22 protein-coding genes are annotated in these 23,896 nt (G+C 73.1%); 8 read left to right on the top strand and 14 right to left on the bottom strand.

Going from position 1 to position 23,896, the window contains the following annotated elements; all coding sequences use genetic code 11:
* Nucleotides 1-50: 50 nt before the first annotated feature.
* Nucleotides 51-752 carry a translation initiation factor IF-3 gene (gene infC, locus AB0F56_RS06100; protein WP_362005106.1) on the bottom strand — a complete coding sequence of 234 codons (702 nt, stop codon included), beginning with the start codon at nt 750-752 and terminating at the stop codon, nt 51-53.
* A gap of 333 nt (nt 753-1,085) precedes the next feature.
* Here infC and AB0F56_RS06095 point away from each other — a divergent pair, with 333 nt between their 5' ends.
* Entirely contained in the window at nt 1,086-1,445 is a 360-nt protein-coding gene (locus AB0F56_RS06095; protein ID WP_362004561.1) for a DUF1844 domain-containing protein, read from the top strand.
* Nucleotides 1,446-1,497: 52 nt separating this feature from the next.
* On the opposite strand, the gene AB0F56_RS06090 is transcribed toward AB0F56_RS06095, so the two are convergent.
* From AB0F56_RS06090 to AB0F56_RS06080, 3 genes are all read right to left on the bottom strand, one after another.
* The gene (locus AB0F56_RS06090) at nt 1,498-2,235 is read right to left on the bottom strand and encodes an SseB family protein (RefSeq protein WP_362004558.1); all 738 of its coding nucleotides are present in this window, start codon (nt 2,233-2,235) and stop codon (nt 1,498-1,500) included.
* A 239-nt stretch (nt 2,236-2,474) separates the two neighbouring features.
* Nucleotides 2,475-3,668, bottom strand: coding sequence for a type VII secretion-associated serine protease mycosin (mycP, locus tag AB0F56_RS06085; RefSeq protein ID WP_362004556.1), 1,194 nt, complete (start codon nt 3,666-3,668; stop codon nt 2,475-2,477).
* Nucleotides 3,665-5,248, bottom strand: a complete 1,584-nt coding sequence (locus AB0F56_RS06080; protein WP_362004553.1) for a hypothetical protein — start codon at nt 5,246-5,248, stop codon at nt 3,665-3,667. Before AB0F56_RS06080 ends, mycP begins: the two co-directional genes overlap by 4 nt.
* Before the next feature lie 124 nt (nt 5,249-5,372).
* On the opposite strand from AB0F56_RS06080, the gene AB0F56_RS06075 reads away from it, so the two are divergent.
* Entirely contained in the window at nt 5,373-6,575 is a 1,203-nt protein-coding gene (locus tag AB0F56_RS06075; RefSeq protein ID WP_362004550.1) for an amino acid deaminase/aldolase, read from the top strand.
* A 13-nt stretch (nt 6,576-6,588) separates the two neighbouring features.
* Here AB0F56_RS06075 and AB0F56_RS06070 read toward each other — a convergent pair whose 3' ends face one another.
* From AB0F56_RS06070 to AB0F56_RS06055, 4 genes are read right to left on the bottom strand one after another with little or no spacing between them, the layout of a single operon-like run.
* Nucleotides 6,589-7,542 carry a DUF2510 domain-containing protein gene (locus tag AB0F56_RS06070; protein ID WP_362004547.1) on the bottom strand — a complete coding sequence of 318 codons (954 nt, stop codon included), beginning with the start codon at nt 7,540-7,542 and terminating at the stop codon, nt 6,589-6,591.
* Between the two features lie 30 nt (nt 7,543-7,572).
* Complete coding sequence (locus tag AB0F56_RS06065) at nt 7,573-8,370, bottom strand: 3-oxoacyl-ACP reductase (RefSeq protein ID WP_362005104.1); 798 nt, start codon at nt 8,368-8,370, stop codon at nt 7,573-7,575.
* Nucleotides 8,371-8,381: 11 nt separating this feature from the next.
* Nucleotides 8,382-9,755 carry an aldehyde dehydrogenase family protein gene (locus tag AB0F56_RS06060; RefSeq protein WP_362004545.1) on the bottom strand — a complete coding sequence of 458 codons (1,374 nt, stop codon included), beginning with the start codon at nt 9,753-9,755 and terminating at the stop codon, nt 8,382-8,384.
* Between the two features lie 8 nt (nt 9,756-9,763).
* Nucleotides 9,764-11,128, bottom strand: a complete 1,365-nt coding sequence (locus AB0F56_RS06055; RefSeq protein WP_362004542.1) for a glutamine synthetase family protein — start codon at nt 11,126-11,128, stop codon at nt 9,764-9,766.
* 78 nt (nt 11,129-11,206) lie between these two features.
* On the opposite strand from AB0F56_RS06055, the gene AB0F56_RS06050 reads away from it, so the two are divergent.
* The 3 genes from AB0F56_RS06050 (at nt 11,207) to AB0F56_RS06040 (ending at nt 14,237) form a co-directional block, all read left to right on the top strand.
* Entirely contained in the window at nt 11,207-11,956 is a 750-nt protein-coding gene (locus tag AB0F56_RS06050) for an FCD domain-containing protein (protein WP_362004539.1), read from the top strand.
* A gap of 113 nt (nt 11,957-12,069) precedes the next feature.
* On the top strand, nt 12,070-13,530 hold the full coding sequence (eat, locus tag AB0F56_RS06045; protein WP_362004536.1) for an ethanolamine permease: 1,461 nt from the start codon (nt 12,070-12,072) through the stop codon (nt 13,528-13,530).
* 29 nt (nt 13,531-13,559) lie between these two features.
* Nucleotides 13,560-14,237: a gamma-glutamyl-gamma-aminobutyrate hydrolase family protein gene (locus tag AB0F56_RS06040; RefSeq protein ID WP_362004533.1), complete on the top strand. Its 678-nt coding sequence runs from the start codon at nt 13,560-13,562 to the stop codon at nt 14,235-14,237.
* A 268-nt stretch (nt 14,238-14,505) separates the two neighbouring features.
* On the opposite strand, the gene AB0F56_RS06035 is transcribed toward AB0F56_RS06040, so the two are convergent.
* The gene (locus AB0F56_RS06035; RefSeq protein WP_362004530.1) at nt 14,506-15,441 is read right to left on the bottom strand and encodes a LysR family transcriptional regulator; all 936 of its coding nucleotides are present in this window, start codon (nt 15,439-15,441) and stop codon (nt 14,506-14,508) included.
* Nucleotides 15,442-15,511: 70 nt separating this feature from the next.
* Here AB0F56_RS06035 and AB0F56_RS06030 point away from each other — a divergent pair, with 70 nt between their 5' ends.
* Nucleotides 15,512-16,669 (top strand): TDT family transporter, encoded by a 1,158-nt coding sequence (locus AB0F56_RS06030; protein ID WP_362004527.1) that lies wholly within the window; start codon nt 15,512-15,514, stop codon nt 16,667-16,669.
* Here AB0F56_RS06030 and AB0F56_RS06025 read toward each other — a convergent pair.
* From AB0F56_RS06025 to AB0F56_RS06010, 4 genes are all read right to left on the bottom strand, one after another.
* Nucleotides 16,596-17,330 carry a helical backbone metal receptor gene (locus AB0F56_RS06025; protein ID WP_362004525.1) on the bottom strand — a complete coding sequence of 245 codons (735 nt, stop codon included), beginning with the start codon at nt 17,328-17,330 and terminating at the stop codon, nt 16,596-16,598. The genes AB0F56_RS06030 and AB0F56_RS06025 overlap by 74 nt on opposite strands.
* Complete coding sequence (locus AB0F56_RS06020; RefSeq protein ID WP_362004523.1) at nt 17,327-17,878, bottom strand: cupin domain-containing protein; 552 nt, start codon at nt 17,876-17,878, stop codon at nt 17,327-17,329. Before AB0F56_RS06020 ends, AB0F56_RS06025 begins: the two co-directional genes overlap by 4 nt.
* A 161-nt stretch (nt 17,879-18,039) precedes the next feature.
* On the bottom strand, nt 18,040-19,845 hold the full coding sequence (locus AB0F56_RS06015; protein ID WP_362004520.1) for an ABC transporter permease/substrate binding protein: 1,806 nt from the start codon (nt 19,843-19,845) through the stop codon (nt 18,040-18,042).
* A complete protein-coding gene (locus AB0F56_RS06010; protein WP_362004517.1) occupies nt 19,838-20,923 on the bottom strand; it encodes a glycine betaine/L-proline ABC transporter ATP-binding protein in 1,086 nt (361 codons plus the stop codon). Before AB0F56_RS06010 ends, AB0F56_RS06015 begins: the two co-directional genes overlap by 8 nt.
* 363 nt (nt 20,924-21,286) lie before the next feature.
* Between AB0F56_RS06010 and AB0F56_RS06005 the strand changes: the two genes are divergently transcribed.
* Together AB0F56_RS06005 and AB0F56_RS06000 are read left to right on the top strand one after the other, a co-directional pair.
* Nucleotides 21,287-22,192, top strand: coding sequence for a 5'-3' exonuclease (locus tag AB0F56_RS06005; protein ID WP_362005102.1), 906 nt, complete (start codon nt 21,287-21,289; stop codon nt 22,190-22,192).
* A gap of 74 nt (nt 22,193-22,266) precedes the next feature.
* Nucleotides 22,267-23,103 (top strand): siderophore-interacting protein, encoded by an 837-nt coding sequence (locus tag AB0F56_RS06000; RefSeq protein ID WP_362004514.1) that lies wholly within the window; start codon nt 22,267-22,269, stop codon nt 23,101-23,103.
* A gap of 121 nt (nt 23,104-23,224) precedes the next feature.
* Here the strand turns inward: AB0F56_RS06000 and AB0F56_RS05995 are convergent, their stop codons facing one another.
* On the bottom strand, nt 23,225-23,857 hold the full coding sequence (locus tag AB0F56_RS05995) for a MerR family transcriptional regulator (RefSeq protein WP_362004511.1): 633 nt from the start codon (nt 23,855-23,857) through the stop codon (nt 23,225-23,227).
* Nucleotides 23,858-23,896: the final 39 nt, after the last annotated feature.

Genomic DNA, 23,896 nt, shown 5'->3' with positions numbered 1-23,896 from the left:
TTGGTGGTTCCGGGCGGGGCCCGGGGCTGCCTGGGTGGCAGCCCCTCGGGTCACGCCTCGGGGTTCTCGGCCTCGGCGGGAGCCTCGGCCGAAGCGTCCTCGGCCGGAGCCTCGGCGGTCTCGTCGGACGTGCCGCCCTGACGCTCCGCCTTGCGCGCGGCCTGGGCCTCACGCGCCTCGGCCATGGCCTCGGTCTTCTTCTTGTGCGGGCCAAGAACCATGATCATGTTCCGGCCGTCCTGCTTGGGGTTGGACTCGATGAAGCCAAGCTCCTCGACGTCCGAAGCCAGCCGCTGAAGCAGCCGGAAGCCAAGCTCGGGGCGGGACTGCTCGCGACCACGGAACATGATCGTGATCTTGACCTTGTCGCCCTGCTTGAGGAACCGGACGACGTGACCCTTCTTGGTGTCATAGTCGTGCGGGTCGATCTTCGGCCGGAGCTTCATCTCCTTGATGACCGTGTGCGCCTGGTTCTTGCGCGCCTCACGGGCCTTCATGGCCGACTCGTACTTGAACTTCCCGTAGTCCATGAGCTTGCAGACGGGCGGGCGGGCGTTCGCCGCCACCTCGACGAGGTCGAGGTCGTACTCCTGAGCAAGCTCAAGGGCCTTGGCAAGCGGAACAATCCCGACCTGCTCGCCGCTGGGACCGACAAGTCGCACTTCGGGAACGCGAATCCGGTCGTTGATGCGGGGCTCGGCGCTGATGGATCCTCCTCGGTAGCACCACGTGACCGCCTGGCGGACGGACACGTATGTCTGTTTCAGTAGACCTACCGCGCCGGTACATGAAAAACGCCCCGGACGGGACACAGGCGGGGCTCCACGGAAATACCGGAGCACCGCCGCGGTCAACCGCGGGGCGCACATCGGGCGGCTCCATCGTCCGTACGGAACGATGGGCGCCACCTGACCGGTGACCCGCCGCCCGCGAGGGCGGCCAGGTGGGAGATCGGAGCCTCCACTTGTGGGCCGGGCACATAGGTGTCCGGCCGGTCGTTACACCAGGTTAGCAGGACCCGTCCCGGTACGCGAACGGGGACGGCGGCGCCGGGCGGGCGGCCCGGTCCGCTTATCGTGTGGGGCATGAGCGAGACGCCCCAGAACGAGTCCCCCGACTTCGACGACATGACCCGTGACATCGCGGAGGTCCCCGCGGTGGAGGTCATCGTGACCGTCGCGGTGAACCTGATGAGCGCCGCCGCGGTGAAGCTCGGTCTCACCGAGGACGGTGAGAAGCACAAGGACCTCGACGAGGCCCGCAAGCTGGTCCACGCCCTGGCCGGCCTGCTCGACGCCGGCGCGACGGAGATCAGCTCCTTCCACGCGGCGCCGCTGCGGGACGGCCTGAAGTCCCTGCAGCTGGCCTTCCGCGAGGCGTCGCTCGTCCCGGACGAGCCGGGCCAGGGTCCGGGCGAGAAGTACACGGGGCCGGTGTACGGGTAAGGCCTGTCGGGGGTACGGGGGTCGGCCCCGTACCCCTGGTCAGTTCCGTACGTCAGCTGTTCCGTACGTAGAAGGGCTCGCCCGGAGGCGTGGCCGAGGCCGGCAGGAGTGCCAGGTCGAGGCCGCGTACCAGGCGGGCCCTCAGTGTTTCGTCGGCGGCCAGGCCGCGGGCCACCCGCTGGGCGGCCTCCGCCGGGGCCGCGTCCTCGGCGAGGACGAGGGCGAGGGTGCCGTCGGCGGTGCCGGGGCCGAGGTGGGCGCGCAGGACCGCGGGCTCGGCGGCGACGGCGTTCCGTACCGCGTCCCGTACGGCCGGGTCGTCCAGCGGGTCGAGGCTGGTGCGGCCCTCGGCGAGGGCGAGCAGCGCGGGGCCGGTCAGCTGGTACGGGACGGGGCCCGCGAGGTCGAGGACGAGGGTGTCGGCCTTCTCGTGCGCGGCGGCCTGGAGGGCCTGGTGCAGGGGGACGGCCACCGGCCGGGCCTCGGGGTCCCAGAGGGCGAGCGAGGCGATCGACGTGAACGCGGGGAGCGCGCGGCGGTCTCCGGCGGTGAGCGTGGGGACGGCCATGTCGCTGGTCTTCTCGCGGCGCAGGCCCGTCTCGGGGTCCTCCTCGACCTCGCCGAGGACGGCGACGACGGGGACGAGCAGGCGCGCGTCCTTCAGGGCCGCCAGGACCGGGCCGTGGGCGGTTCTGTCCACCGCCCAGGCCGCGAGGGCCTCGGCGAGCCGCGGGTCGGCGGTTCCGTCGTCGTCGGAGAAACCGGGGTCAGGGATGTTCTTGAGCGCCACGCACCGAGCCTAACCGCCGTGGTGGGGCGGTCAGCGCGGAGGGCGGGGCCAGGGCCTCTCGTTCGGATCGGGCCGGATCAGGGAGCGGGGTCTGGTGCGTGCGATCGCAAGGCGGAGGAGGGAGTCGACGCGGAGCGTCGGCGACTGACGACAACGCGGCGTGGGGGTCCCCCTGCTCGAAGAGCTTGGGGGAGGGCGTGCCAGGGCCCGCGAGCCCGGCATGATCCGAACGAGAGGCCCTAGGTGCGGCTGCCGCGCCACAGGACGATCGCGGCGGCGAGCAGGAGGGCTCCGAGGCCGCCGGCGGCCGGGGCGAGCAGGCCGACCGGCTTGCCCTCCTCCTCGGCGGGCGGCTGCGGGCCGGGGCCGAAGAAGCGGCCTCCGTAGCCGGCGGCGGCGTTCTTGGGGTCGGCGGCCTTGAGCCGGAGGCCGGCCTTGATGGCGGCGGCCGGGTCGACGGTGCCGTAGCCCTTCTCGTCGCTGCGGCCGTGCTCGGGCCGGTCGCGGGCGGTGTCGATGAGGAGCTGCTTGACCTGGGCCGGGGTCAGGTCGGGGTGGGCGGAGCGGACGAGGGCGACGGCGCCCGAGACGAAGGCGGCGGCGGCGCTGGTGCCCCAGCCCGAGTAGTAGCGGCGGTCCGGGTCGGCGATGACGATGTCGAGGCCGGGGGCGCTGACGGTGGCGTACCAGCGGCTGGTGGAGAACGCGGCGCGGGTGCCCCACCGGTCGACGGCGGTGACGGCGACGACGCCGGGGTAGGCGGCGGGGTACGAGATGTGGTCGCCCTTCTCGCCGCCGTTGCCGGCCGAGGCGACGACGGAGACGCCCTTGGCGAGGGCGTACTGGACGGCGGCGTCCTCGCCGGCGTCCGGGTGGGCGGACTTGGAGTCGTCGCCGAGGGAGAGGTTGATGACGTCGGCGCCGTGGTCGACGGCCCAGCGGATGCCTTCGGCGAGCGCGGTTCCGCGGGTCTTGCGGGCCTTGTCGCGGGACTTGTCGGCGCCTTCGAGGATGACGCGGACGGGCAGGATGTCGGCCTTGGGCGCGATGCCGAGGACGCCGTCCTGACGGCCGGCTCCGTGGCCGTGTCCGGCGATGATGCCGGCCATGGCGGTGCCGTGGCGGGCCCACGCGCGCTCGCCGGGTGCGGCGCCGAAGCCGACGAGGTCCTTGCCGGGGAGGACGGAGCCGGTGAGGTCGGGGTGGTCGGCGTCGACGCCGGTGTCGAGGACGGCGACGGTGATGCCCTCGCCCTTGGTGGTGCGCCAGGCCTCGGTCGTCCGCAGGGCTTCGAGGCCCCACTGGCGGGCGCGGATGGTGTCCCCGTACGCCGGGGTGGTGGTGGCAGGCAGGACCGCGAACGCGGCGGCGAGGAGGGCGGCGAGCGCGCGGGGGTTGCGGAGGGCACGGGGCGTGCGGAGGGTCCGGTTCACGTGTCGGCGTCCTTCGCTGCCGTGGCGACCGTGGCGCGCAGGGCGCGTTCGAGCTGGTCGGCGACGCCCTTCGCCTCGTGGCCGAGGCCCGCCTGGGCGGTGGGGCTGGTCTGTCCGTCGGCCATGGCCCGCGCGGCGGATTCGGGGGTGGCGACCGGGCGGCCGTCGGCGAAGCCGGAGACGGCGGTGACGACGACGGGGAGGTCGGCGAGGGCCCGGGTCGACCAGCTGGCGCGCTGCCCGGGGCCGAAGCGGGCGGCCACGGTGCCGGGGCCCGCGAGCGCGGGCGGCACGTCGGTGGCGAGCCGGGCGGCGGAGTCGGTCGCGAGCGTGCGGGTGGCGGTGGGGTCGGCGTGGGTGAAGACGAGGCCGACGGTGATGACGCTGGACGCGGTCGCGTCGGTGTAGGTGGCGCGCAGGACGCGGTCGCAGCCGACGGGGCGGAGCGTGGTGAGGACGCTCGCGGGCAGCACGGCCGCCGTGCAGGGGGTGTCGGGCGCGACGACGACGCGGGTCCAGGTGCGGTCGGCGGCGCCGGGACCCTTGCCGGGACCGGCGAGGGTGCGGGGGAAGAGCGTGTCGACGGGGACGCTGTGCCAGAGGGTGCCGGCCTCGGTGTAGCCCTCCGGCTCGGGGGGCGCGCCGGCGTCGGTGGCGGCGAGGACGGCTCCCGCGAGGGCGCCGCCGAGGAGGCCGACGCCGAGGACGAGGCAGGCCCCGGCCGCGACGACCCGGCCGACGGCGCGGCGGTCGCGGATGGGCCGCAGGCGGGTGGTGGTCTCGGCGGGCGTCTCGGGCGGCGCGGTGAACGCCCGGTAGGCGCCGTACGTCCCGTACGTCTGCCCACTCGGCGGCCCGCTCCGGGGCGGGAGCCCGGTGCCGTGGCCCTGACCTGTGCCGGGTGCGGCCTCGCGTATGGGCCGCAGCCGCGTGGTCGTCTCGACGGCGGGGACGGCGCTGCTGGTACCGCCGGTGCGGGGCGCGGCGACACGGTCGGGAGCGGGCGCGGGCGGCCGGCCGGAACCGGCCTGCGGGGTCACCGCCGGACGCGGCGGTATGACGCGGGGGCCGCCTCCCGGAGCGGTGGCGCCCTCGGGCGCGGGCGTACCCGCGCGTGGGGCCGCCGCCGGACGCGGCGAACCGCTCGCCGGGCCGGTCACACGGTCGGGACCGACACGCGTAGCGCCCGCGGCTCCCGGAGCGGTCGAGCCGCCGGGCGCGGGCGTACGGCCGGAACCGGCCTGGGGCGTCGCCGCCGGACGCGGAGGTACGACGCGGGGGTGGCCGGCTCCGGGAGCGGCAGCGTCGGGCGCCGGCGTGCGGGCGGCATCTGCGCGGGGGCCGGCTGCCGAAGCGGCGGTGCCCTCCGGCGCGGGCGTGCCCGCGCGTGGGGCGGTCGCCGCGCGCGGGGGCAGGGCCGGCGTCGCCGGGGGGTGGAGCGGCCTCGGGGGGAGCTGTTGGTGGGGCGCTGCGGCGGGCGGCGCGGGGGTGGTCTCGTCGCCTCGGCCCGCGGGCTCGGACGGCGGCAGCAGGGCGTCGGCGAGGCGGGCGGAGGCGGGGCGGTGCGCGTCAGTGCTCATGCCCGCCCCCTGGTGGTTCCTCGTCGTGCCTGCCCTCGCAATGCCCGCCACTCTACGGGCTGTTCCCCTCACCACGGGAACCCAGGGGCTACCCACCCGTAAACCCGTCTGGCAAGCTCGGGCCATGACTCCCCGCGCCGCAGACCGGGCCCGGTACGACCGGGCCACCGCCCCTCTCGACGCGCCCGTCGCCATCGTCGACCTGGAGGCCTTCGACGCCAACGCCGACGATCTCGTCCGGCGGGCCGGGGGCAAGCCGATCCGGGTGGCGAGCAAGTCGGTGCGGTGCCGGGCGCTCCTGGAGCGGGTCCTGGCGCGCGAGGGCTTCGCGGGGATCATGTCGTTCACGCTCGACGAGAGCCTGTGGCTGGCCCGCGCCGGGTTCGAGGACGTGCTGCTCGCGTACCCGTCCGCCGACCGGACCGCCTTCGGCGAGCTGGCGAACGACCCGAAGCTCGCCGCCGCCGTGACGGTCATGGTCGACGACCCGGCGCAGCTTGAGCTGATCGACACCGCGCGCGCGGGCGGCGCCGAGGAGATCCGGGTCTGCCTGGAGCTGGACACCTCCCTCCGGCTGCTCGGCGGCAAGGTGCGGATAGGCGCGCTGCGCTCCCCGCTGCGCGAGCCCGCCCAGCTCGCCGAGCTGGCCCGCTCGATCGCCCGCCGCCCGGGGTTCCGGCTGGTCGGGATCATGGCGTACGAAGGGCATGTCGCCGGGGTCGGGGATTCGGTGGCGGGGCGGCCGCTGCGGTCGCGGGCGATCCGGCTGATGCAGGCGGCGGCCCGTCGGGAGCTGGCGGCCCGGCGCGCGGCGGTGGTCCGTGCGGTACGGGCGGTGGCGCCGGACCTGGAGTTCGTCAACGGCGGCGGTACGGGCAGTGTGCAGCAGACGGCGGCCGAGGAGGCGGTGACCGAGATCGCCGCCGGTTCGGGGCTCTACGTGCCGCGCCTCTTCGACAACTACACGTCCTTCACCGGCCGTCCGGCGGCCCTCTTCGCCCAGCCCGTCGTGCGCCGCCCCGGCGTCGGTGTGGTGACCGTGCTCGGCGGCGGCTACCCCGCCTCGGGCGCCGCCGGCGCGGACCGACTGCCGGTCCCGTACCTGCCGGAGGGGCTGCGCTACGACCCGCAGGAGGGGCCCGGCGAGGTGCAGACCCCGCTGATCGGCTCGGCGGCGGACGATCTCCTCATCGGGGACAAGGTGTGGTTCCGGCACGCGAAGGCCGGGGAGCTGTGCGAGCGGTTCGACAGCCTTCAGTTGATCGAGGGCGACCGGATCACGGCGACGGTGCCGACGTACCGGGGCGAGGGCCGCACGTTCCTGTAGCCCTCGGGCCCCCTCACGTCCCCGGGGTGATCGAGCTGCCCACTCCCCCGTTGGTGTCGCTGCCGATGGGGCGGATGCCGCGCGTGATCTCGTCCATCACGGCGAGCGCCGGCCCGTCCGGGCCCGCGTCGAAGACGAAGCGCACGACGACCGGGGACTCGCTGCCCGTCGGGGACGGGAAGGCGAGCGACTGGACGTAGCCGCCGGGGCCCTTGTCGGTGGTGACCTGCCAGCGGACCAGGTAGCCCGTGCGTCCCGCGACGGCGGTGGGTCCCGCGGCGACCACCTTGTAGGCGGTCATCCGGCCGTAGGGGAGGCTGCCGAGGATGTCCTCCTCGTAGGTCTCCTTCGCGGCGGCGGCCACGTCCTCCTTGGCGATCGCCTCGGGGGTCGAGGCGTCGGTGCGGGAGACCGCGTGCGAGGAGACCGTGCCGTGGCGGCACTCCTTGCTGCCGGAGGGGCACGGATAGGTGCCGACGGTCGTCACGGTCGGCGCGGGCCCCGAGTAGAACTCCGGCTTCTCCCAGCCCTTGACGATGGGGAGGGAGATGCCGTTGAGCTGGTCGTCGACCCGCGTGGCGTTCTTGTCCTCGTCGTCGTCCTCGACGGGCCCGTCGGTGGTGGGCGGCGCGGTGGGGGTCGTCGTGACCGCCGTCGGACCCGCCGTGGGCGGGTTCTCCTCGTCGTCGCCGCCGATGACGAGCACGCCCGCGACGACCGCCGCGACCACGGCCACCGCGACGGCGCCGATGAGGACGGCCCGGTTCCGCCCGGCGCGCGCGGACGGGGCCGGTGCGACGACCGGGGACGGCACGGTGGACGGCGTCACGGGCGGCGCCCCGTACGCGGCCTGCGCCTGTGTCTGCGCCTGCCGGGTGTGTGCGGTCCAGTTCGTACCGTCCCACCAGCGTTCGACGCCGGGAACGGCGGAGTCCGGGTACCAGCCAGGAGGAGTCGTCATGCTCATCCCATCAGACTAGGACCCGGATCTCGCCACCTACAGCGGGGTCACGTACGCGCCCGAAATGCCGCCGTCCACGAGGAAGTCGGTGGCGTTGATGAAGGACGAGTCGTCGCTGGCGAGGAAGGCCACGGCGGCGGCGATCTCCTCGGCCTCGGCGAACCGGCCGACGGGGATGTGCACGAGCCTGCGCGCGGCGCGCTCCGGGTCCTTGGCGAACAGCTCCTGCAGGAGCGGGGTGTTGACCGGCCCCGGGCAGAGCGCGTTGACGCGGATGCCCTCGCGGGCGAACTGCACGCCCAGTTCGCGGGACATGGCGAGCACGCCGCCCTTGGAGGCGGTGTACGAGATCTGGCTGGTGGCCGCGCCCATGATGGCGACGAAGGAGGCGGTGTTGATGATGGAGCCCCGGCCCTGGCGCCGCATGTAGGGCAGGGCGGCCTTGCAGCACAGGTACACCGAGGTGAGGTTGACGTCCTGGACGCGCTTCCAGGCCTCCAGGCCCGTGGTGAGGATGGAGTCGTCGTCCGGGGGCGAGATGCCCGCGTTGTTGAAGGCGATGTCGACGGAGCCGTAGGTGTCGAAGGCGGTCTTGAAGAGCGCCTCGACCTGCTCGGGGTCGGTGACGTCGACCCGCACGAAGGTCCCGCCGACCTCTTCGGCGGCGGCCTTGCCGGCCGTCTCGTCGATGTCGCCGCAGACGACGTTCGCGCCCTCGGAGGCGAGGCGGCGGGCGGTCGCCAGGCCGATGCCGCTGCCGGCGCCGGTGATGACGGCGGTGCGGCCGACGAGTCGCCGGCAGACGTTCTCGCTGCTCGGGGTGGCGTTGGTCAGGGTCTCGTTGCTCACAGTGCGGGGCCCTCCGTGCTGATGAAGACGTTCTTGGTTTCGGTGAAGGCGGTCAGTGCGTCGGGGCCGAGCTCCCGGCCGAGGCCGGACTGTCGGTAGCCGCCGAAGGGGGTCCAGTAGCGGACGCTGGAGTGGGAGTTGACGGAGAGGTTGCCGGCCTTGACGGCGCGCGAGACGCGCAGGGCGCGGCCGACGTCACGGGTCCAGATCGAGCCGGAGAGGCCGTACTCGGTGGCGTTGGCGAGCCGTACGGCGTCGGCCTCGTCCTCGAAGGGCAGGACGACGGCGACCGGTCCGAAGACCTCCTCGACGGCGCAGGGCGCGTCCTCGGCGATGTCGGTGAGGACGGTCGGCGGGAACCAGAAGCCGGGGCCCTCGGGGGCCTTGCCGCGGATGCCGGGGAGGGTGTCGGGGACGTACGCCCGTACGCGGTCCAGCTGGGCCTTCGAGATCAGCGGGCCCATCTGGGTCTTCTCGTCGGCCGGGTCGCCGACGGCGATCTCCTCGACGGCGGGGGTGAGCAGCTCCAGGAAGCGGTCGTACACGGAGCGCTGGACGAGGATGCGGGTGCGGGCGCAGCAGTCCTGGCCGCTGTTGTCGAGGAACGACATGGGCGCGGCCGCGGCGGCGGCCTCGATGTCGGCGTCGGCGAAGACGATGTTCGGGCTCTTGCCGCCGAGTTCGAGCGTGAGGCGCTTCACCTGGTCGGCGCACTTGGCCATGATGCTCTTGCCGACCCGGGTCGAGCCGGTGAAGACGATCTTGGCGATGCCGGGGTGTGCGACGAGCGCGTCGCCCGCGACGGCGCCCTCGCCGGGCAGGACTTGGAAGAGGTTCTCGGGGAGCCCGGCCTCCAGGGCGAGTTCGGCGAGGCGGAGGGCCGTGAGCGGGGTGGTCTCTGCGGGCTTGAGGATGACCGCGTTGCCCGCGGCGAGGGCCGGGGCGGTGGCCCAGGCGGCGATCGGCATGGGGAAGTTCCAGGGCGCGATCACGCCGACGACGCCGAGGGGTTCGAGGATCGTGACGTCGAGCCCGCCGGCGACCGGGATCTGCCGGCCGTTCAGCCGCTCCACTCCCCCGGCCGCGTAGTCGAGCAGGTCGCGGACGTTGCCCGCCTCCCAGCGGGCGTTGCCGAGGGTGTGGCCGGCCTCGCGTACTTCGAGGAGGGCCAGTTCCTCGGTGTGGGCGTCGACGACGGCGGCGAAGCGGCGCAGCAGCCGGGCCCGGTCGGCGGGGGCGGCGGCGGCCCAGCCGCGCTGGGCCTCGGTGGCCCGGACGACGGCTGCGTCGACGTCCTGCCGGGTGGCGGCGGGGACGGTGGCGACGACCTCCTCGGTCGCCGGGTTCAGTACCTGGAGTTCCTGAAGCAACTCGTTCCTCACATGCGTTCGAAGGAGCGGCGCAGCTCCCAGTCGGTCACCGCGGCGTCGTACGCGTCCAGTTCGACGCGGGCCATGTTGCGGTAGTGCGCGACGACCTCGTCGCCGAAGGCGGCCTTGGCGATGGGGCTGGTCTCCCAGAGCTCGGCGGCCTCGCGCAGGGTGGTGGGGACGTGGGCGTAGTCGCCGGTGTAGGCGTTCCCGTCGCAGGCGGCGGGGAGTTCGAGCTTCTGCTCGATGCCGTACAGGCCGGCGGCGATCAGGCCGGCGACGGCGAGGTGCGGGTTGACGTCTCCGCCGGGGAGCCGGTTCTCGAAGCGCGTCGAGCGGCCGTGGCCGACGACGCGCAGGGAACAGGTGCGGTTGTCGACGCCCCAGGCGACGGCGGTGGGGGCGAAGGAGCCGGGCTGGAAGCGCTTGTAGGAGTTGATGTTGGGGGCGTAGAGGAGGGAGAAGTCGCGCAGTGCGGCGAGCTGTCCGGCGAGGAAGTGCCGCATGACCTCCGACATCCCCGCGGGTCCGTCGCCGGCCATGACGTTTGTGCCGTCGGCGTCCTGGAGGGAGAGGTGGATGTGGCAGGAGTTGCCCTCGCGCTCGTTGTACTTCGCCATGAAGGTGAGCGAGACGCCCTCCTGGGCGGCGATCTCCTTGGCGCCCGTCTTGTAGACGGCGTGCTGGTCGCAGGTGACGAGGGCCTCGTCGTACTTGAAGGCGATCTCGTGCTGGCCGGGGTTGCACTCGCCCTTGGCGGACTCGACGGTCAGTCCGGCGCCGGCCATCTCGTTGCGGATCCGCCGCAGCAGGGGCTCGACGCGGCCGGTGCCGAGGATCGAGTAGTCGACGTTGTACTGGTTGACCGGGGTCAGGCCCCGGTAGTTCGCGTCCCAGGCCTGCTCGTAGGTGTCCTTGAAGACGATGAACTCCAGCTCCGTGCCGACGTGCGCGGTGTAGCCGTGCTCGGCGAGCCGGTCCAGCTGGCGGCGGAGGATCTGGCGGGGCGCGGCGACGACGGGCGAGCCGTCGCTCCAGGCGAGGTCGGCGACGAGCATCGCCGTACCCTCGTTCCAGGGCACGCGGCGCAGGGTGGAGAGGTCGGGGCGCATGGCGAAGTCGCCGTAGCCGCGGTCCCAGGAGGACATCGCGTATCCGTCGACCGTGTTCATCTCGGTGTCGACGGCCAGGAGATAGTTGCAGCCCTCGGTGCCGTGGTCGAGGACCTCGTCGAGGAAGAAGGGTGCGGCGAACCGCTTGCCCTGGAGTCGTCCCTGCATGTCGGGGAAGGCCAGGACGACGGTGTCGATCTCACCGCTCGCGACGAGGGCGCGGAGCTCCTCGACGGAGAGCGGGGCTTTGCGGTCTGCCACGGGATTGTTCCTCCTTGGGTCAGCCGGAAGCCATAAGGTATTGCCGAAGACCATTGCTTGGGAAGGGGAAACGGGAACGTGTCCACGACGAGTGATACGAGCGGATCGCCCGCCCCGCAGGCGGACCGGCTGACGCCCGTGCTGCGGCCGGTCCGGGCGGGCAACGGTTTCGAGGAGGCCCTGGAGCAGATCCTCCAGGTGGTACGGCTCGGACTCGTACCCGGCGGCGAACGGCTGCCCGCCGAGCGGGAGCTGGCCGACCGGATGGGGATCAGCCGGGTCACGCTGCGCGAGGTCCTGAAGGTCCTCCAGGAGCAGGGGCTGGTCGAGAGCCGGCGCGGGCGGTACGGCGGAACGTTTGTGCTGCCGCGCACCCAGACGGCCGACGAGGACGAGCTGCGGCGCCGGATCGCCGCGGTCGACGTCGAGGACACGCTGCGGTTCCGGGAGGTCCTGGAGGTCGGCGCGGCGGGCCTGTGCGCGGCACACGGGCTCGACGACGAGGGCGCGGACCGGCTCCGTACGGCCCTGGCCGCCACGCACGACGCCCCGCTGACCGACTACCGGCGCCAGGACACCCTGCTCCACCTCACGCTGGCCGAGCTCTCCGGCTCCCCGACGCTCACCGCGCAGTACGCGGCGGTACGGGCGACGGTGAACGACCTCCTGGACTGCATCCCGCTGCTGGTACGGAACCTGGAGCACTCCCAGCACCAGCACACGGCCCTGGTGGAGGCGGTCCTCGACGGCGACGCGGACGGGGCCCGCGAGGTCATGCGGGAGCACTGCGGGGGCACGGCGGCGCTGCTGCGGGGCTTCCTGACGTGAGCGGCGCGGCGCGCGCGTAACCCGAAAGTAACGCACGGGGGTTGCATTCGAGCCGACCCGGCGCAAAGGTATGGCACCAATCCATTGGGCCCGACGCGGGAGCTGACGCTGCCATGACGCTCGAAGACACCACCGGGGACAAGACAGCACCACCGAACGGGACGGCGCCGGACGACTATCTCCAACGCCGGGCCCTGCGCCGGGGCAGCGCCGGCTGGCTGCTGCTCACCGGCCTCGGGGTCGCCTATGTCGTCTCCGGCGACTTCTCCGGCTGGAACATCGGCCTCTCCAAGGGCGGCTTCGGCGGCCTCGCCATCGCGACCGTCCTGATGGGCGCGATGTACGCCTGTCTCGTCTTCGCGCTCGCCGAGCTCTCCGCCATCCTGCCCACCGCCGGCGGCGGTTACGGCTTCGCGCGCCGGGCGCTCGGCACCTGGGGCGGCTTCCTCACCGGCACCGCGATCCTCATCGAGTACATCCTCGCCCCCGCCGCGATCTCCATCTTCATCGGCGACTACGTCGAATCGCTCGGCCTCTTCGGCCTGGAGTCCGGCTGGCCCGTCTACCTCGCCTGCTTCGCGATCTTCATCGGGATCCACCTCTGGGGGGTGGGCGAGGCGCTCCGCTTCAGCCTGGTCGTGACGGCGATCGCGGTCGCGGCCCTCGTCATCTTCGCGCTCGGCGCGCTGAGCGACTTCCACGTCGACGGCCTCAACGACATCCCGGTCGACGGGGAGGCGCTCGGCTCCAACTCCTGGCTGCCGTACGGCCTGCTGGGCATCTGGGCGGCGTTCCCCTTCGGCATGTGGTTCTTCCTCGGCGTCGAGGGCGTGCCGCTCGCGGCGGAGGAGGCGAAGGACCCGGTCCGCTCGATGCCGAGGGCGCTCGCTCTGTCGATGGGCATCCTGGTGCTGCTCGCCGTGATCACCTTCGTCGCCGCGACGGGGGCGCGCGGCTCGGCCGCGATCCAGGAGGCGGGCAACCCGCTGGTCGTGGCGCTGCAGGGCGACGGGGACCCGACGACGCTCAGCCGCTTCGTGAACTACGCGGGGCTCGCGGGCCTCGTGGCCTCGTTCTTCTCGCTCATCTACGCCGGTTCGCGCCAGCTCTTCGCCCTCTCCCGGGCCGGCTACCTGCCCCGGTTCCTCTCCCTCACGAGCCGCCGGAAGTCCCCGTACCTGGGGCTCCTCATCCCCGGCGGGATCGGTTTCGCGCTGGCGGCGGGGACCGGGGACGGCGCGCGGATGCTGAACATCGCGGTGTTCGGCGCGACCATCTCGTACGCCCTGATGGCGCTCTCGCACATCGTGCTGCGCCGCCGCGAGCCGGAGCTGCCGCGCCCGTACCGCACGCCGGGCGGTGTCGCGACCTCGTCGGTGGCGTTCGTCCTCGCCCTGTCGGCCCTGGTGGCGACGTTCCTGGTGGACAAGGACGCGGCGTTCATCGCGCTGGGGGTCTACGTGATCGCACTCGCCTACTTCGCGTTCTACAGTCGAAAGCACCTGGTCGCCAAGGCGCCGGAGGAGGAGTTCGCGGCGCTCGCGGCGGCCGAGGCAGAACTCGACCGCGACTGACTCACCCCTTTTCCGATCTGGAGGTATCCGTGCCCAAGCCGCTCATCGGCGTGACGACCTACTTGGACCAGGCCCGTTGGGGCGTGTGGGACATGCCGGCGGCGCTGCTGCCCGCGCAGTACCCGCGACTGGTGCAGGCGAGCGGCGGCCTCGCGACGATGCTCCCGCCGGACGAGCCGTCCGCCGCCGCGTCGGTGGTGGCGCGGCTCGACGGCCTGGTGATCGCGGGCGGTGCGGATGTCGAGCCGGTACGGTACGGGGCCGAGCCCGACCCCCGTACCGGCCCGCCGGCCCGGGCCAGGGACACCTGGGAGCTGGCCCTGATCGAGGCGGCGCTCGCCTCCGGGACGCCGGTCCTCGGCATCTGCCGGGGCATGCAGCTCTTGAACGTGGCCCTCGGCGGCACGCTGGTCCAGCACCTGGACGGCCATGTGGAGTCGGTCGGCGTGATCGGCCGCCACGCGGTCAAGCCGGTCCCGGGCACGCGGTACGCCTCCCTGGTCCCGGAGCTGACCTCGGTCCCGACCTACCACCACCAGGCGGTGGACCGCCTGGGCAGGGACCTGTCCCCCTCGGCGTACGCGGAGGACGGCACGATCGAAGCGATCGAACTCCCGGACCCGACCTGGGCCCTGGGCGTCCAGTGGCACCCGGAGATGGGCGAGGACTTGAGGGTGATGCGGGGCTTGGTCACCGCGGCAACCTGAGAGGGGTTAGGGCCTGTCCGGCGGATCAGGGTCGGATAGGCCGCGGCGTCTGGTGCGGTGCATCGCAAGGCGCCGGAGCGTCTCGATAGCGGAGCTGTCGGGGCGTTTCGGCAACGCGGCGTGGGGGTCCCCCCTGCTCGAAGAGCTTGGGGGAGCGCCGTGCCAGGCGCCACGGCCCCGGCCATGATCCGCCGGACAGGCCCTAGGGGCGCGGGGAACTGCGCGACCGGCCACAACGGACCCGCACCCGCCCCCGGGCCAAGAGCCGTCACCCCGACGGCGTCGCCCGGGTCAAGGACAGCAAGTCCCGCGCAGGCCCCGTCGGCCGATGCCCCGTAGGCCACACCGCACGCAACTCCCGCCGCAACAGCACCCCCGCGACCGGGATCTCCACCAACCGCCGCGACGCCAGCTCCTCCGCGATCGCCAGCTCGCTCAGGACCGCCGGCCCCGCCCCACTCACCGCCGCCGCCTTCACCGCCGTCGTGGAGGCGAGTTCGAGCAGCGGCTGCGCGAGCCCCCCGTGCGCGGAGAGCGCCGAGTCGAGGACCTGGCGTGTGCCCGAGCCGCGCTCGCGCAGGATCAGCGGGGTCGCGGCCAGCTCCCCCGGGTCCACCGGCTTGCGCCGCCGCGCCCACGCGTGCGACGGCGCGGTGACCACGACCAGCCGGTCGCGGGCGACGACCGCCCCGTCCAGGCCGTCCGGCACGGCGAGCCCCTCCACGAACCCCAGGTCCGCCTCGTCGCCCAACAGCCGCTCCGCGACCGCCGCCGAGTTCCCCGCCATCAGCGACACCGCCGTGTCAGGCCGCTCCGCGCGCAGCGCGATCAGCCACCCCGGCAGCAGGTACTCGGCGATCGTCATCGACGCCGCCACCCGCAGCCGCGAGTCCCGCCGCCCCCGCAGCGCCTGCGCCCCCGCGTCGAAGGCCTCGGCCGCCTCGACGATCCGCCGCGCCCAGTCCGTCACGAGCGCCCCCGCGTCCGTGAGCCGCGAACCGCGCGGCGAGCGGTCCACCAGGGCCACACCGAGCTGCCGCTCCATCGACCGGATCCGGCTGCTCGCGGCGGGCTGCGTGATCCCGACCTCGCGGGCGGCCCGCCCCAGGCTCCCGTGCCGGGCGACGGCGAGCAGCAGTTCGAGCGCGCCGAGGTCGGGGACCCGGTGGGACAGGGGCGAGGTCTCGGCAGGCTCGTTGCTCATAAAGTCAGCTTATGACGTCATAGCGCCAAGATCCCTGGTCGGGCCCGTTCCACCGCGCGAGGGTGGAGCCATGGCAACCCTCGCACCTTCCCGTCCGGCCCCTCTCGCCACCACCCCCGGCGTGCGGGCGGCCGCGGTCCGTCACCTCGGCCCCAACTGGTACGCCTCGGTGATGGGCACCGCCATCGTCGCCAACGCGGGAGCCACCCTCCCCGTCGACGCCCCTGGTCTGCGCACCGCCTGCACCGCCGTCTGGGCGCTCTCCCTCGCGATGCTCCTCACCCTGCTCGCGGCCCGCACGCTGCACTGGATCCACCACCGCGACCGCGCCCGCGAGCACCTCCTCGACCCGGCCGTGGCCCCGTTCTACGGCTGTCTGTCGATGGCCCTGCTCGCCGTCGGCGCGGGTGCCCTGATCGTCGGCCAGGACTGGATCGGCCCGACCGCGGCCGTCGCCCTCGACACCGTCCTGTTCTCGGCCGGTACGGTCATCGGCCTGGCCGCCGCCGTGACGATCCCGTACCTGATGGTGGTGCACCACAAGATCGAGGGCGCCTCGCCCGCCTGGCTGCTGCCCGTCGTCGCGCCGATGGTCTCCGCCGCCGTCGGCCCGCTGCTCCTGCCCCATCTGCCCGCCGGGCAGCCCCAGGAGACCCTGCTGATCGCCTGCTACGCCATGTTCGGCGTCAGCCTGCTCGCCACCCTCGTGATGCTGCCCCTGGTCTTCGGCCGGCTGGTCACCGGCGGGCCTCTGCCCCTCGCGCTCACCCCCACGCTCTTCCTGGTCCTCGGCCCGCTGGGCCAGTCGACGACCGCCGCGAACAAGTTCGCCGACGCCGCCCCCGGCCTGCTGCCCGAGCCGTACGCGCACGGCTTCGGCGCCTTCGCCGTGCTCTACGGCGTGCCCGTCATGGGCTTCGCCCTGCTGTGGCTGGCGCTGGCCGGCGCGATGGTGCTGCGGGCCCGGCGGCAGGGCATGGGGTTCGCGATGACCTGGTGGGCCTTCACCTTCCCCGTCGGCACCTGCGTGACCGGCGCGGAGGGGCTCGCCCACCACACCGGCCTCGCCGCCTTCCGCTGGCTCGCGATCGCGCTGTACGTGTTCCTCGTCGCCGCCTGGCTGGTGGCCGGGACCCACACCCTGCGCGGGCTTCTCAGCGGTGCGCTGCTCGCAGGGCCCGGGCGAGGACCCGTGGCGCCTCTGCGAGCGACGGCCCGTACCACGTGAGATGGCGGCCGCTGACGAGCGCGGCGGCGGTCCCGGGGAACGCCTCGGGGCCGTCCTCGCGCGTGAAGCGGTACGGCTCGTCCGGCAGGACCACCAGGTCGGCTCCGGAGGCCCGGAGTTCGTCGAGCGGGACGCGCGGGTAGCGCTCGGCGTGGTCGGCGTACAGGTGCCGGACGCCGAGGCGGGCAAGCAGGTCGCCCGCGAAGGTGTCGCGGCCGAGGACCATCCAGGGGCGGCGCCAGATCGGCACGACGGCGGTGAGCGGTGGGCCCGGCGCCTCGGCGGCGGCCCACGCCTCCTCCGCCTCGTCGAGCCAGCGCGGCCGGTCCCGTACGCCGCAGGCCCGCAGCGTCCGGTCCAGCTCCTGGAACGCCTGGTCGAGCGTGCGCACCTCGGTGACCAGGACCTCGATCCCGGCGGCCCGCAGGGCGGCCAGGTCGGGGGCGCGATTCTCCTCCTCGTTGGCGATCACGAGGTCGGGGCGGAGCGCGGCGATGGTGGTGACGTCGGGGTTCTTGGTGCCCCCGATCCGTACGACGTCGAGCTCGGCGGGGTGGTCGCACCAGTCGGTGGCGCCGACGAGCAGGCCGGGCGCGGTGACGGCGACCGCTTCGGTGAGGGAGGGCACGAGGGAGACGACACGGGCCGGCCTCACGCTCATGTCTCGTCGGCCTCGATGTGCTCGGCGACGGCCACGACGAGGAGGCGGGTGCCGGGCTCGGTGGCGCGCCACCGGTGCCGTACACCGCCGGAGAGGTAGAGCGTGTCGCCGCGTTCGAGCCGGTACGCCCGGCCCTCGGCCTCGACCTCGGCGGCGCCGTCGGCGACGAACAACAACTCGTCGTTGCGGTGCTGGAATTCGCGGCCCGCGTCCCGCTCGCCGGTGAATTCGAGCGCGTGCAGCTGGTGGCGGCCGCGGACCAGGGACCGTACGCCCTCGGGCATCGCGTGCGGCTGCTCCTCGGCCCGTACGACGTCGACGGTGCGGGCGGCCTCGGCGGCGGCGAGGAGTTCACCGGCCGAGGTCTCCAGGGCTCCGGCGACCAGTTCGAGGGAGCGCTTGCTCGGGCGGGCCCGCTCGTTCTCGATCTGGCTGAGGAAGGGCACGGACAGGCCGCTGCGGGACGCCACGACGGCCAGGGTGAGCTTGAGGGCCCTGCGGCGCTTCTTGACGGCCGCGCCCACGCGCAGTGATTCCTTGTCGTCCATGTCGGCTCCCTCCCTCGTGCTCGGTGCCTGCGTACTGGTCGGTTACCTGAACCTTACGCAGCTTTGGCGCGGGGTTTCGCGTCGTGGCGAAAAGGGGTGGCCGCCGAACACGCTCGGCGACCACCCCTTTTCGGACAGGAGTCAGAACTCCTGCGTGGGTGCTACTGCGGGGCCAGCTTCTCCGCGAGGCCGGGGTTCTTCTCCAGCCAGCCGCGGACGGCCTCCTGCTCCTTGCCCTTGCCGGTCTCCTGGATGTCGGCTTCGAGATCCGTGAGCTGCTTCTCGGTCAGCTTGAAGTTCTTCAGCCAGGCGCCGATCTCGGGGTTCTCGCCGGAGAAGCCCTTACGGGCGAGGGTGTGCACGCCGTCACCGGCGCCCCAGGTGCCCTTCGGGTCCTTGAGCTTCTTCAGGTCGTACGTCGAGTAGGCCCAGTGCGGCGACCAGAGCGTCACGACGACCGGTTCCTTCTTGTCGTACGCGCGCTTCAGCTCGGCGAGCATGCCGGGCGTGGAGCCGTCGACGACCTTGTACTCGCCCTCCAGGCCGTACTCCTTGAGGACCTTGTCCTTGAGGATGCCCATCATTCCGGCGCTCGGCTCGATGCCGATGATCCGGCCCTTGAACTCGCCGCTCTTGCCCTTGAGGTCGTCGAGCGAGTCGACGCCCTTCATGTAGGACGGCACGGACAGCTCCAGTGAGGTGGGGCCGAACCAGGAGCCGAGGTCCTCCAGCTTGTTCTGGTACTTCTCCCAGTACTGGGCGTGCGTGACGGGGAGCCAGGAGTCGGTCTGGAAGTCGATCTGGCCGCCGGCCAGGCCGGTGTAGAGCGCGCCGGCCTCCAGCTGCTTGGCGTCGACCTCGTAGCCGCGCCGTTCGAGCAGTTCCTTCCAGAGGAAGGTGGAGGCGATGCCCTCGTCCCAGGGGATGTAGCCGAGGTTGATCTTCTTGCCGTGGCCGATGTCCTTGCCGCCGGCGGTCGTCGAGGACGTACCGCCGCCGAGGAAGCCCATGCCGCCCGCGACGAGCGCGAGGACGACCACGCCGACCAGGGCGGTGACGGGCTGCGGGCGGTGGTTCCAGAGCTTCGCTCCGACGCGGGCGGCGGTCGCGGCCCGCGCCTTGGCGAGCGCGCGGCGGCCGAGCGGCGAGACCTGGCGGCCGAGGGCGCCGGTCATCCGGTCCAGGTACATGGCGAGGATGACGATGGAGATGCCCGCCTCGAAGCCGAGGCCGATGTCGACGTTGCCGATGGCGCGGTAGACCGCGCCACCGAGCCCGCCGCCGCCGACCATGCCGGCGATGACGACCATGGACAGGCCCAGCATGATGACCTGGTTGATACCGGCCATGATCGTCGGCAGGGCGAGCGGCAGCTGCACGCGCAGCAGCGTGTTGCGCGGGGTGGTGCCGAACGCCTCGGCCGCCTCGACGAGTTCGCCGTCGACCTGGCGGATGCCGAGTTCGGTCATCCGGACGCCCGGCGGCAGGGCGAAGACGATGGTGGCGATGATGCCGGGGACCACGCCGACGCCGAAGAAGATGATGCCGGGGATCAGATAGACCATGGCGGGCATGGTCTGCATGAAGTCCAGGACCGGGCGCAGCACGGCGCTGACGGTCTTGGAACGGGCCGCCCAGATGCCGAGCGGAACCGCGATCACCAGGGTCACGAGCGTCGCGACGAGCACCAGGGAGAGCGTCGCCATGGCGTCGTCCCACAGGTCGACGGAGTCGACGAGCGCGAAGCCCGCGAAGGCGAGCACACCGGCGGGCAGGCCGCGCAGCCACCAGGCGACAACGGCGAGGATGCCGGCGAAGAGCAGCGGCTCAGGTGCGGAGAGGACCGCGTCGATGCCGTCGTAGAGACCGGTGACGACGGTGGTGATGGCGTCGAAGAGCCAGGAGAACTGGGCCTGGAGCCAGTCGACGGAGCTGTCGACCCACTGGCCGAGGGGGAGCCTAGGCATGCGCGGCCACCTCCTTCGTACCGGTGGAGCCGGGTGTGCAGGCGACGGGCGGGCGCTGCTCGTCGCCGATGAAGCCGATCAGCCGGGACTGCGGTACGACACCGAGGACGGTGCCGTCGGCGTCCTTCACGGCCACCGGGTGCGGGACGCGCGCGCTGACCGCGCACAGGTCCGCGACGAGGGTGTCGGGGCCGACGGTCTCGCAGCCGCAGGCGTCCGCCTTCTCGGGGCCGGCCGCCTCGGTCATCACGGAGGAGGCCGTGAGCACGCGGGAGCGGTCGACGTCCTGGATGAAGGAGGCGACGTAGTCGTTGGCGGGGCGGATCAGGATGTCCTCGGCGCTGCCGAGCTGGACGATCCGGCCGTCGCGCATGACCGCGATGCGGTCGCCGAGGCGCATGGCCTCGTTGAGGTCGTGGGTGATGAAGACGATGGTCTTCTTCAGCCGCTTCTGCAGTTCCAGGAGCTGGTCCTGCATGTCGCGGCGGATCAGCGGGTCGAGCGCGCTGAAGGACTCGTCCATGAGCAGCAGGTCGGCGTCGGTGGCGAGCGCGCGGGCCAGGCCCACACGCTGCTGCATGCCGCCGGAGAGCTCGTCGGGCCAGGACTTCTCCCAGCCGGCGAGGCCGCACATCTCCAGGGCCTCGGCGGCCCGGGTCTCGCGCTCGGCGCGCGGGACTCCCTGGACCTCCAGGCCGTAGGCGGCGTTCTCGAGGACGCTGCGGTGCGGGAAGAGCGCGAAGTGCTGGAAGACCATGCTGATCTTCGTGGACCGTACGGTGCGCAGATCGCGGGGGTTCAGCGCCGTGAGGTCCTTGCCGTCGAACAGCACGCGGCCCGCGGTGGGCTCGAGCAGGCCGTTGAGCATGCGCAGGAGGGTGGACTTGCCGGATCCGGACAGACCCATGACGACGAAGATCTGGCCGGGCTCGACGGTGAACGAGGCGTCGATCACCGCCGCCGTCGTGCCGTCGGCGCGGAGCTCGTCGCGGTCCGCGCCGTCATCGAGTTTCTTGACGGCTTCGTCGGGTCGTCTGCCGAACACCTTGTACAGGCGGTCGGCCTGGAGCCTGGACACATATACCTCACGTGTTGAAACGAAAACGGCCTGCCACCCCCGCAGCCAGGCCGTGGAGCGGGGCGGTTTCGGCCCGCGACTCCCGGTGCGCACGGTGATCCCTTGTGGAATCCCGTACCGGGTCCGCTCCGGGCCCGCGCCTGCCCGGGCGTCGCAGGCGCAAACCGAAAGGTGACGGGGGTCACGACGGACGGTCAGGTTCGCGGATCGGGGGCGAGTGGCCGAGGCGGGTGCCGGGTCGCCTGGGGCGGCCGGGCGGGGCAGGTGCTGCGTGGCCCGGGGCGGCCGGTCGGGGCGGGTGCTGCGTCGGCCGGGGCAGGTGTCAGTGGGGTGCGGCATGATCGGGGTGTGACGCGACGCCTGATGCTCCTCGACACCGCCTCCCTGTACTTCCGCGCGTATTTCGGCGTGCCGGACTCGGTCCGGGCCCCGGACGGCACGCCGGTCAACGCCGTGCGCGGTCTGCTGGACTTCATCACCCGGCTCGTCCAGGACCACCACCCGGACGACCTGGTGGCCTGCATGGACGCCGACTGGCGCCCGCAGTGGCGGGTGGACCTGATCCCGTCGTACAAGGCGCACCGGGTCGCCGTGGAGACGGAGACAGGCCCGGACGAGGAGGAGATCCCGGACACGCTCTCCCCGCAGGTGCCGGTGATCGAGGACGTCCTGGACGCGCTGGGCATCGCCCGGATCGGGGTCGCCGGCTACGAGGCGGACGACGTGATCGGGACGCTGGCGGGGTGGGCGAAGGGCCCGGTGGACATCGTCACGGGCGACCGGGACCTCTTCCAGCTGGTGGACGACGAGCGCGCGGTGCGCGTGCTGTACCCGCGCAAGGGCGTCGGCGACTGCGACCTGGTCGACGACGAGCTGATCCGCACGAAGTACGGGGTGCGGGCGGACCAGTACGCCGACTTCGCCGCCCTGCGTGGCGACGCCAGCGACGGGCTGCCCGGCGTGAAGGGCATCGGCGAGAAGACGGCGGCGCAGCTGATCACGGAGTACGGCGATCTGGCGGGCGTGCGCGCGGCCGCCGTGGACCGTACGTCGAAGCTGACCCCGGCCAAGCGGCGCGGGATCGTGGAGGCGGCGGCGTACCTGGACGTGGCCCCGACGGTCGTCCGGGTCGCCGGAGACGTACCGCTGCCGGAGTTCGACCCGGCGCTGCCTCGCGTGCCCAAGGACCCGGAGGCGCTGGCCGGCCTGGTGACCCGCTGGGGTCTCGGCGGGGCCGTGGGCCGCCTGCTGCCGGTCCTGGAGCGCTGAGGCGCTCTGGGCCGTCGCCCGCCCGGGATGCTAGCTTAGGCAAACCTAAGTTCGTAGAGTCAGGGGAGACCGTCGTGGCAGAGCAGCCGGCGCGCAAGGCACCGCAGGCCCATGAGGCACAGGTCGTGCGCACGGAGCGGATCACGCCTCACATGGTGCGGGTCGTCCTGGGCGGGGAGGGCCTCGCCGCGTTCTCCGTGGGCGAGTACACCGACCACTACGTGAAGCTGCTCTTCGCGCCGGAGGGCGTGAGCTACCCGGAGCCGTTCGACATGGAGCGGATCCGCGCGGAGTTCCCGCGCGAGCAGTGGCCGACCACGCGCACGTACACGGTACGGAGCTGGGACCCGGTCCACCACGAGCTGACCGTCGACTTCGTCGTCCACGGCGACGAGGGCCTGGCGGGGCCGTGGGCGGCACGGGCGCAGGCGGGTGAGACGGTGCGCTTCCTGGGTCCTGGCGGCGGTTACGCCCCGGACGCGGAGGCGGACTGGCACCTGCTGGTGGGCGACGAGAGCGCCCTGCCGGCGATCGCGGTGGCCCTGGAGCGGCTGCCGGAGGGCGCCACGGTCCACGCCTTCGTCGAGGTCGCGGACGCGGCCGAGGAGCAGAAGTTCGCGACGGCGGCGGGCATCGAGGTGACCTGGCTGCACCGCGGCGACCGCCCGGCGGGCGAGGCGCTCCTGGACGCCGTGAAGGGCCTGGACTTCCCGGCCGGCGACGTCCACGCCTTCGTCCACGGCGAGGCGGGCTTCGTGAAGGACCTCCGCCGCCACCTGCGCCTGGAGCGCGAGATCCCGCGCGAACGCCTCTCGATCTCGGGCTACTGGCGCCTGGGCAAGACGGACGAGGCCTGGCGCGCGATCAAGCGCGAATGGAACGACCAGGTGGAACGCGAACAGGAGAACTGAGAAGGGGCGGGGGCCGGGGTCGAGGGGCCCCGGCCCCCGGCGTTCAGACGCCGTGGGCGCCCGGGCAGCCGGGCGCCTCACCCACCCCTGGGCGGCCCCGGCCTCACAAGCGGCCGCCCCCTCACACCCCCGTACCGAACACCCTCCCCGACGCGTCCACGTGCGCCATCCTCCGTAGGGCCGCGAAGATCGCGTCGCCGAGCACGGTGCCCACCACCACGCTCTCCACCAGTTCGTCCCGCTCCACATTGCGCGCGACGTACTCCAGGTCCGCGCCGGCCACCTGCTCCGCCGCCCCCGCGTAAGCGTCGAGCACCTCGGCGAAGCCGCCGTGGCCGACCTCCGTGAGCGTCGCCAGGGCGACCGCGAGCGCCTCCGCCGCCGCACTGCCCTCGTGCGTGCGCCAGCCGCGCCGGCCGATCAGCTCGGCGACCGCCGCCCGCGCCTCGACGATCTCCTCCCCCACCTCCTCGCGGGTGCGCGGCACGACCCGGTCGGCGGCCGCGCCCAGCATCTTGTGCACCGGACGGTCGCGGTCCTCTATCGCCTCGAGGACCTCGCGGATCGCGGCGACCGACAGCCCGCCGACCTCCAGGAGCGCGCGGATCAGCCGCAGGCGCCGCTCGTGCGAGTCGCCGTACGAGGCCTGGTTCGGGCTCGTCAACTCCCCGGCGGGCAGCAGCCCTTCCCGTACGTAGTACTTGATCGTCGGCACCGGCACCCCGGTCCTGCGGCTCAACTCTCCGATGCGCACCCTGCGTTCACCTTCCCGTTCTCGCTCCGGACTTGCCGA

It is taken from the genome of Streptomyces sp. NPDC026092, from assembly GCF_040638605.1.
Taxonomy (GTDB): domain Bacteria; phylum Actinomycetota; class Actinomycetes; order Streptomycetales; family Streptomycetaceae; genus Streptomyces.
This window is presented reverse-complemented; position numbering and strand designations above follow the sequence as displayed.

Bases quoted from the DNA above. Each gene is read 5' to 3' on its own strand.
- eat (WP_362004536.1), top strand. From the start codon at position 12,070: ATGACGCTCGAAGACACCACCGGGGACAAGACAGCACCACCGAACGGG.
- AB0F56_RS06075 (WP_362004550.1), top strand. From the start codon at position 5,373: ATGACTCCCCGCGCCGCAGACCGGGCCCGGTACGACCGGGCCACCGCC.
- AB0F56_RS06070 (WP_362004547.1), bottom strand. From the start codon at position 7,542: ATGAGCATGACGACTCCTCCTGGCTGGTACCCGGACTCCGCCGTTCCC.
- AB0F56_RS06025 (WP_362004525.1), bottom strand. From the start codon at position 17,330: ATGAGCGTGAGGCCGGCCCGTGTCGTCTCCCTCGTGCCCTCCCTCACC.
- AB0F56_RS06035 (WP_362004530.1), bottom strand. From the start codon at position 15,441: ATGAGCAACGAGCCTGCCGAGACCTCGCCCCTGTCCCACCGGGTCCCC.
- AB0F56_RS06095 (WP_362004561.1), top strand. From the start codon at position 1,086: ATGAGCGAGACGCCCCAGAACGAGTCCCCCGACTTCGACGACATGACC.
- AB0F56_RS06030 (WP_362004527.1), top strand. From the start codon at position 15,512: ATGGCAACCCTCGCACCTTCCCGTCCGGCCCCTCTCGCCACCACCCCC.
- AB0F56_RS06015 (WP_362004520.1), bottom strand. From the start codon at position 19,845: ATGCCTAGGCTCCCCCTCGGCCAGTGGGTCGACAGCTCCGTCGACTGG.
- AB0F56_RS06020 (WP_362004523.1), bottom strand. From the start codon at position 17,878: ATGGACGACAAGGAATCACTGCGCGTGGGCGCGGCCGTCAAGAAGCGC.
- AB0F56_RS06080 (WP_362004553.1), bottom strand. From the start codon at position 5,248: ATGAGCACTGACGCGCACCGCCCCGCCTCCGCCCGCCTCGCCGACGCC.
- AB0F56_RS06005 (WP_362005102.1), top strand. From the start codon at position 21,287: ATGCTCCTCGACACCGCCTCCCTGTACTTCCGCGCGTATTTCGGCGTG.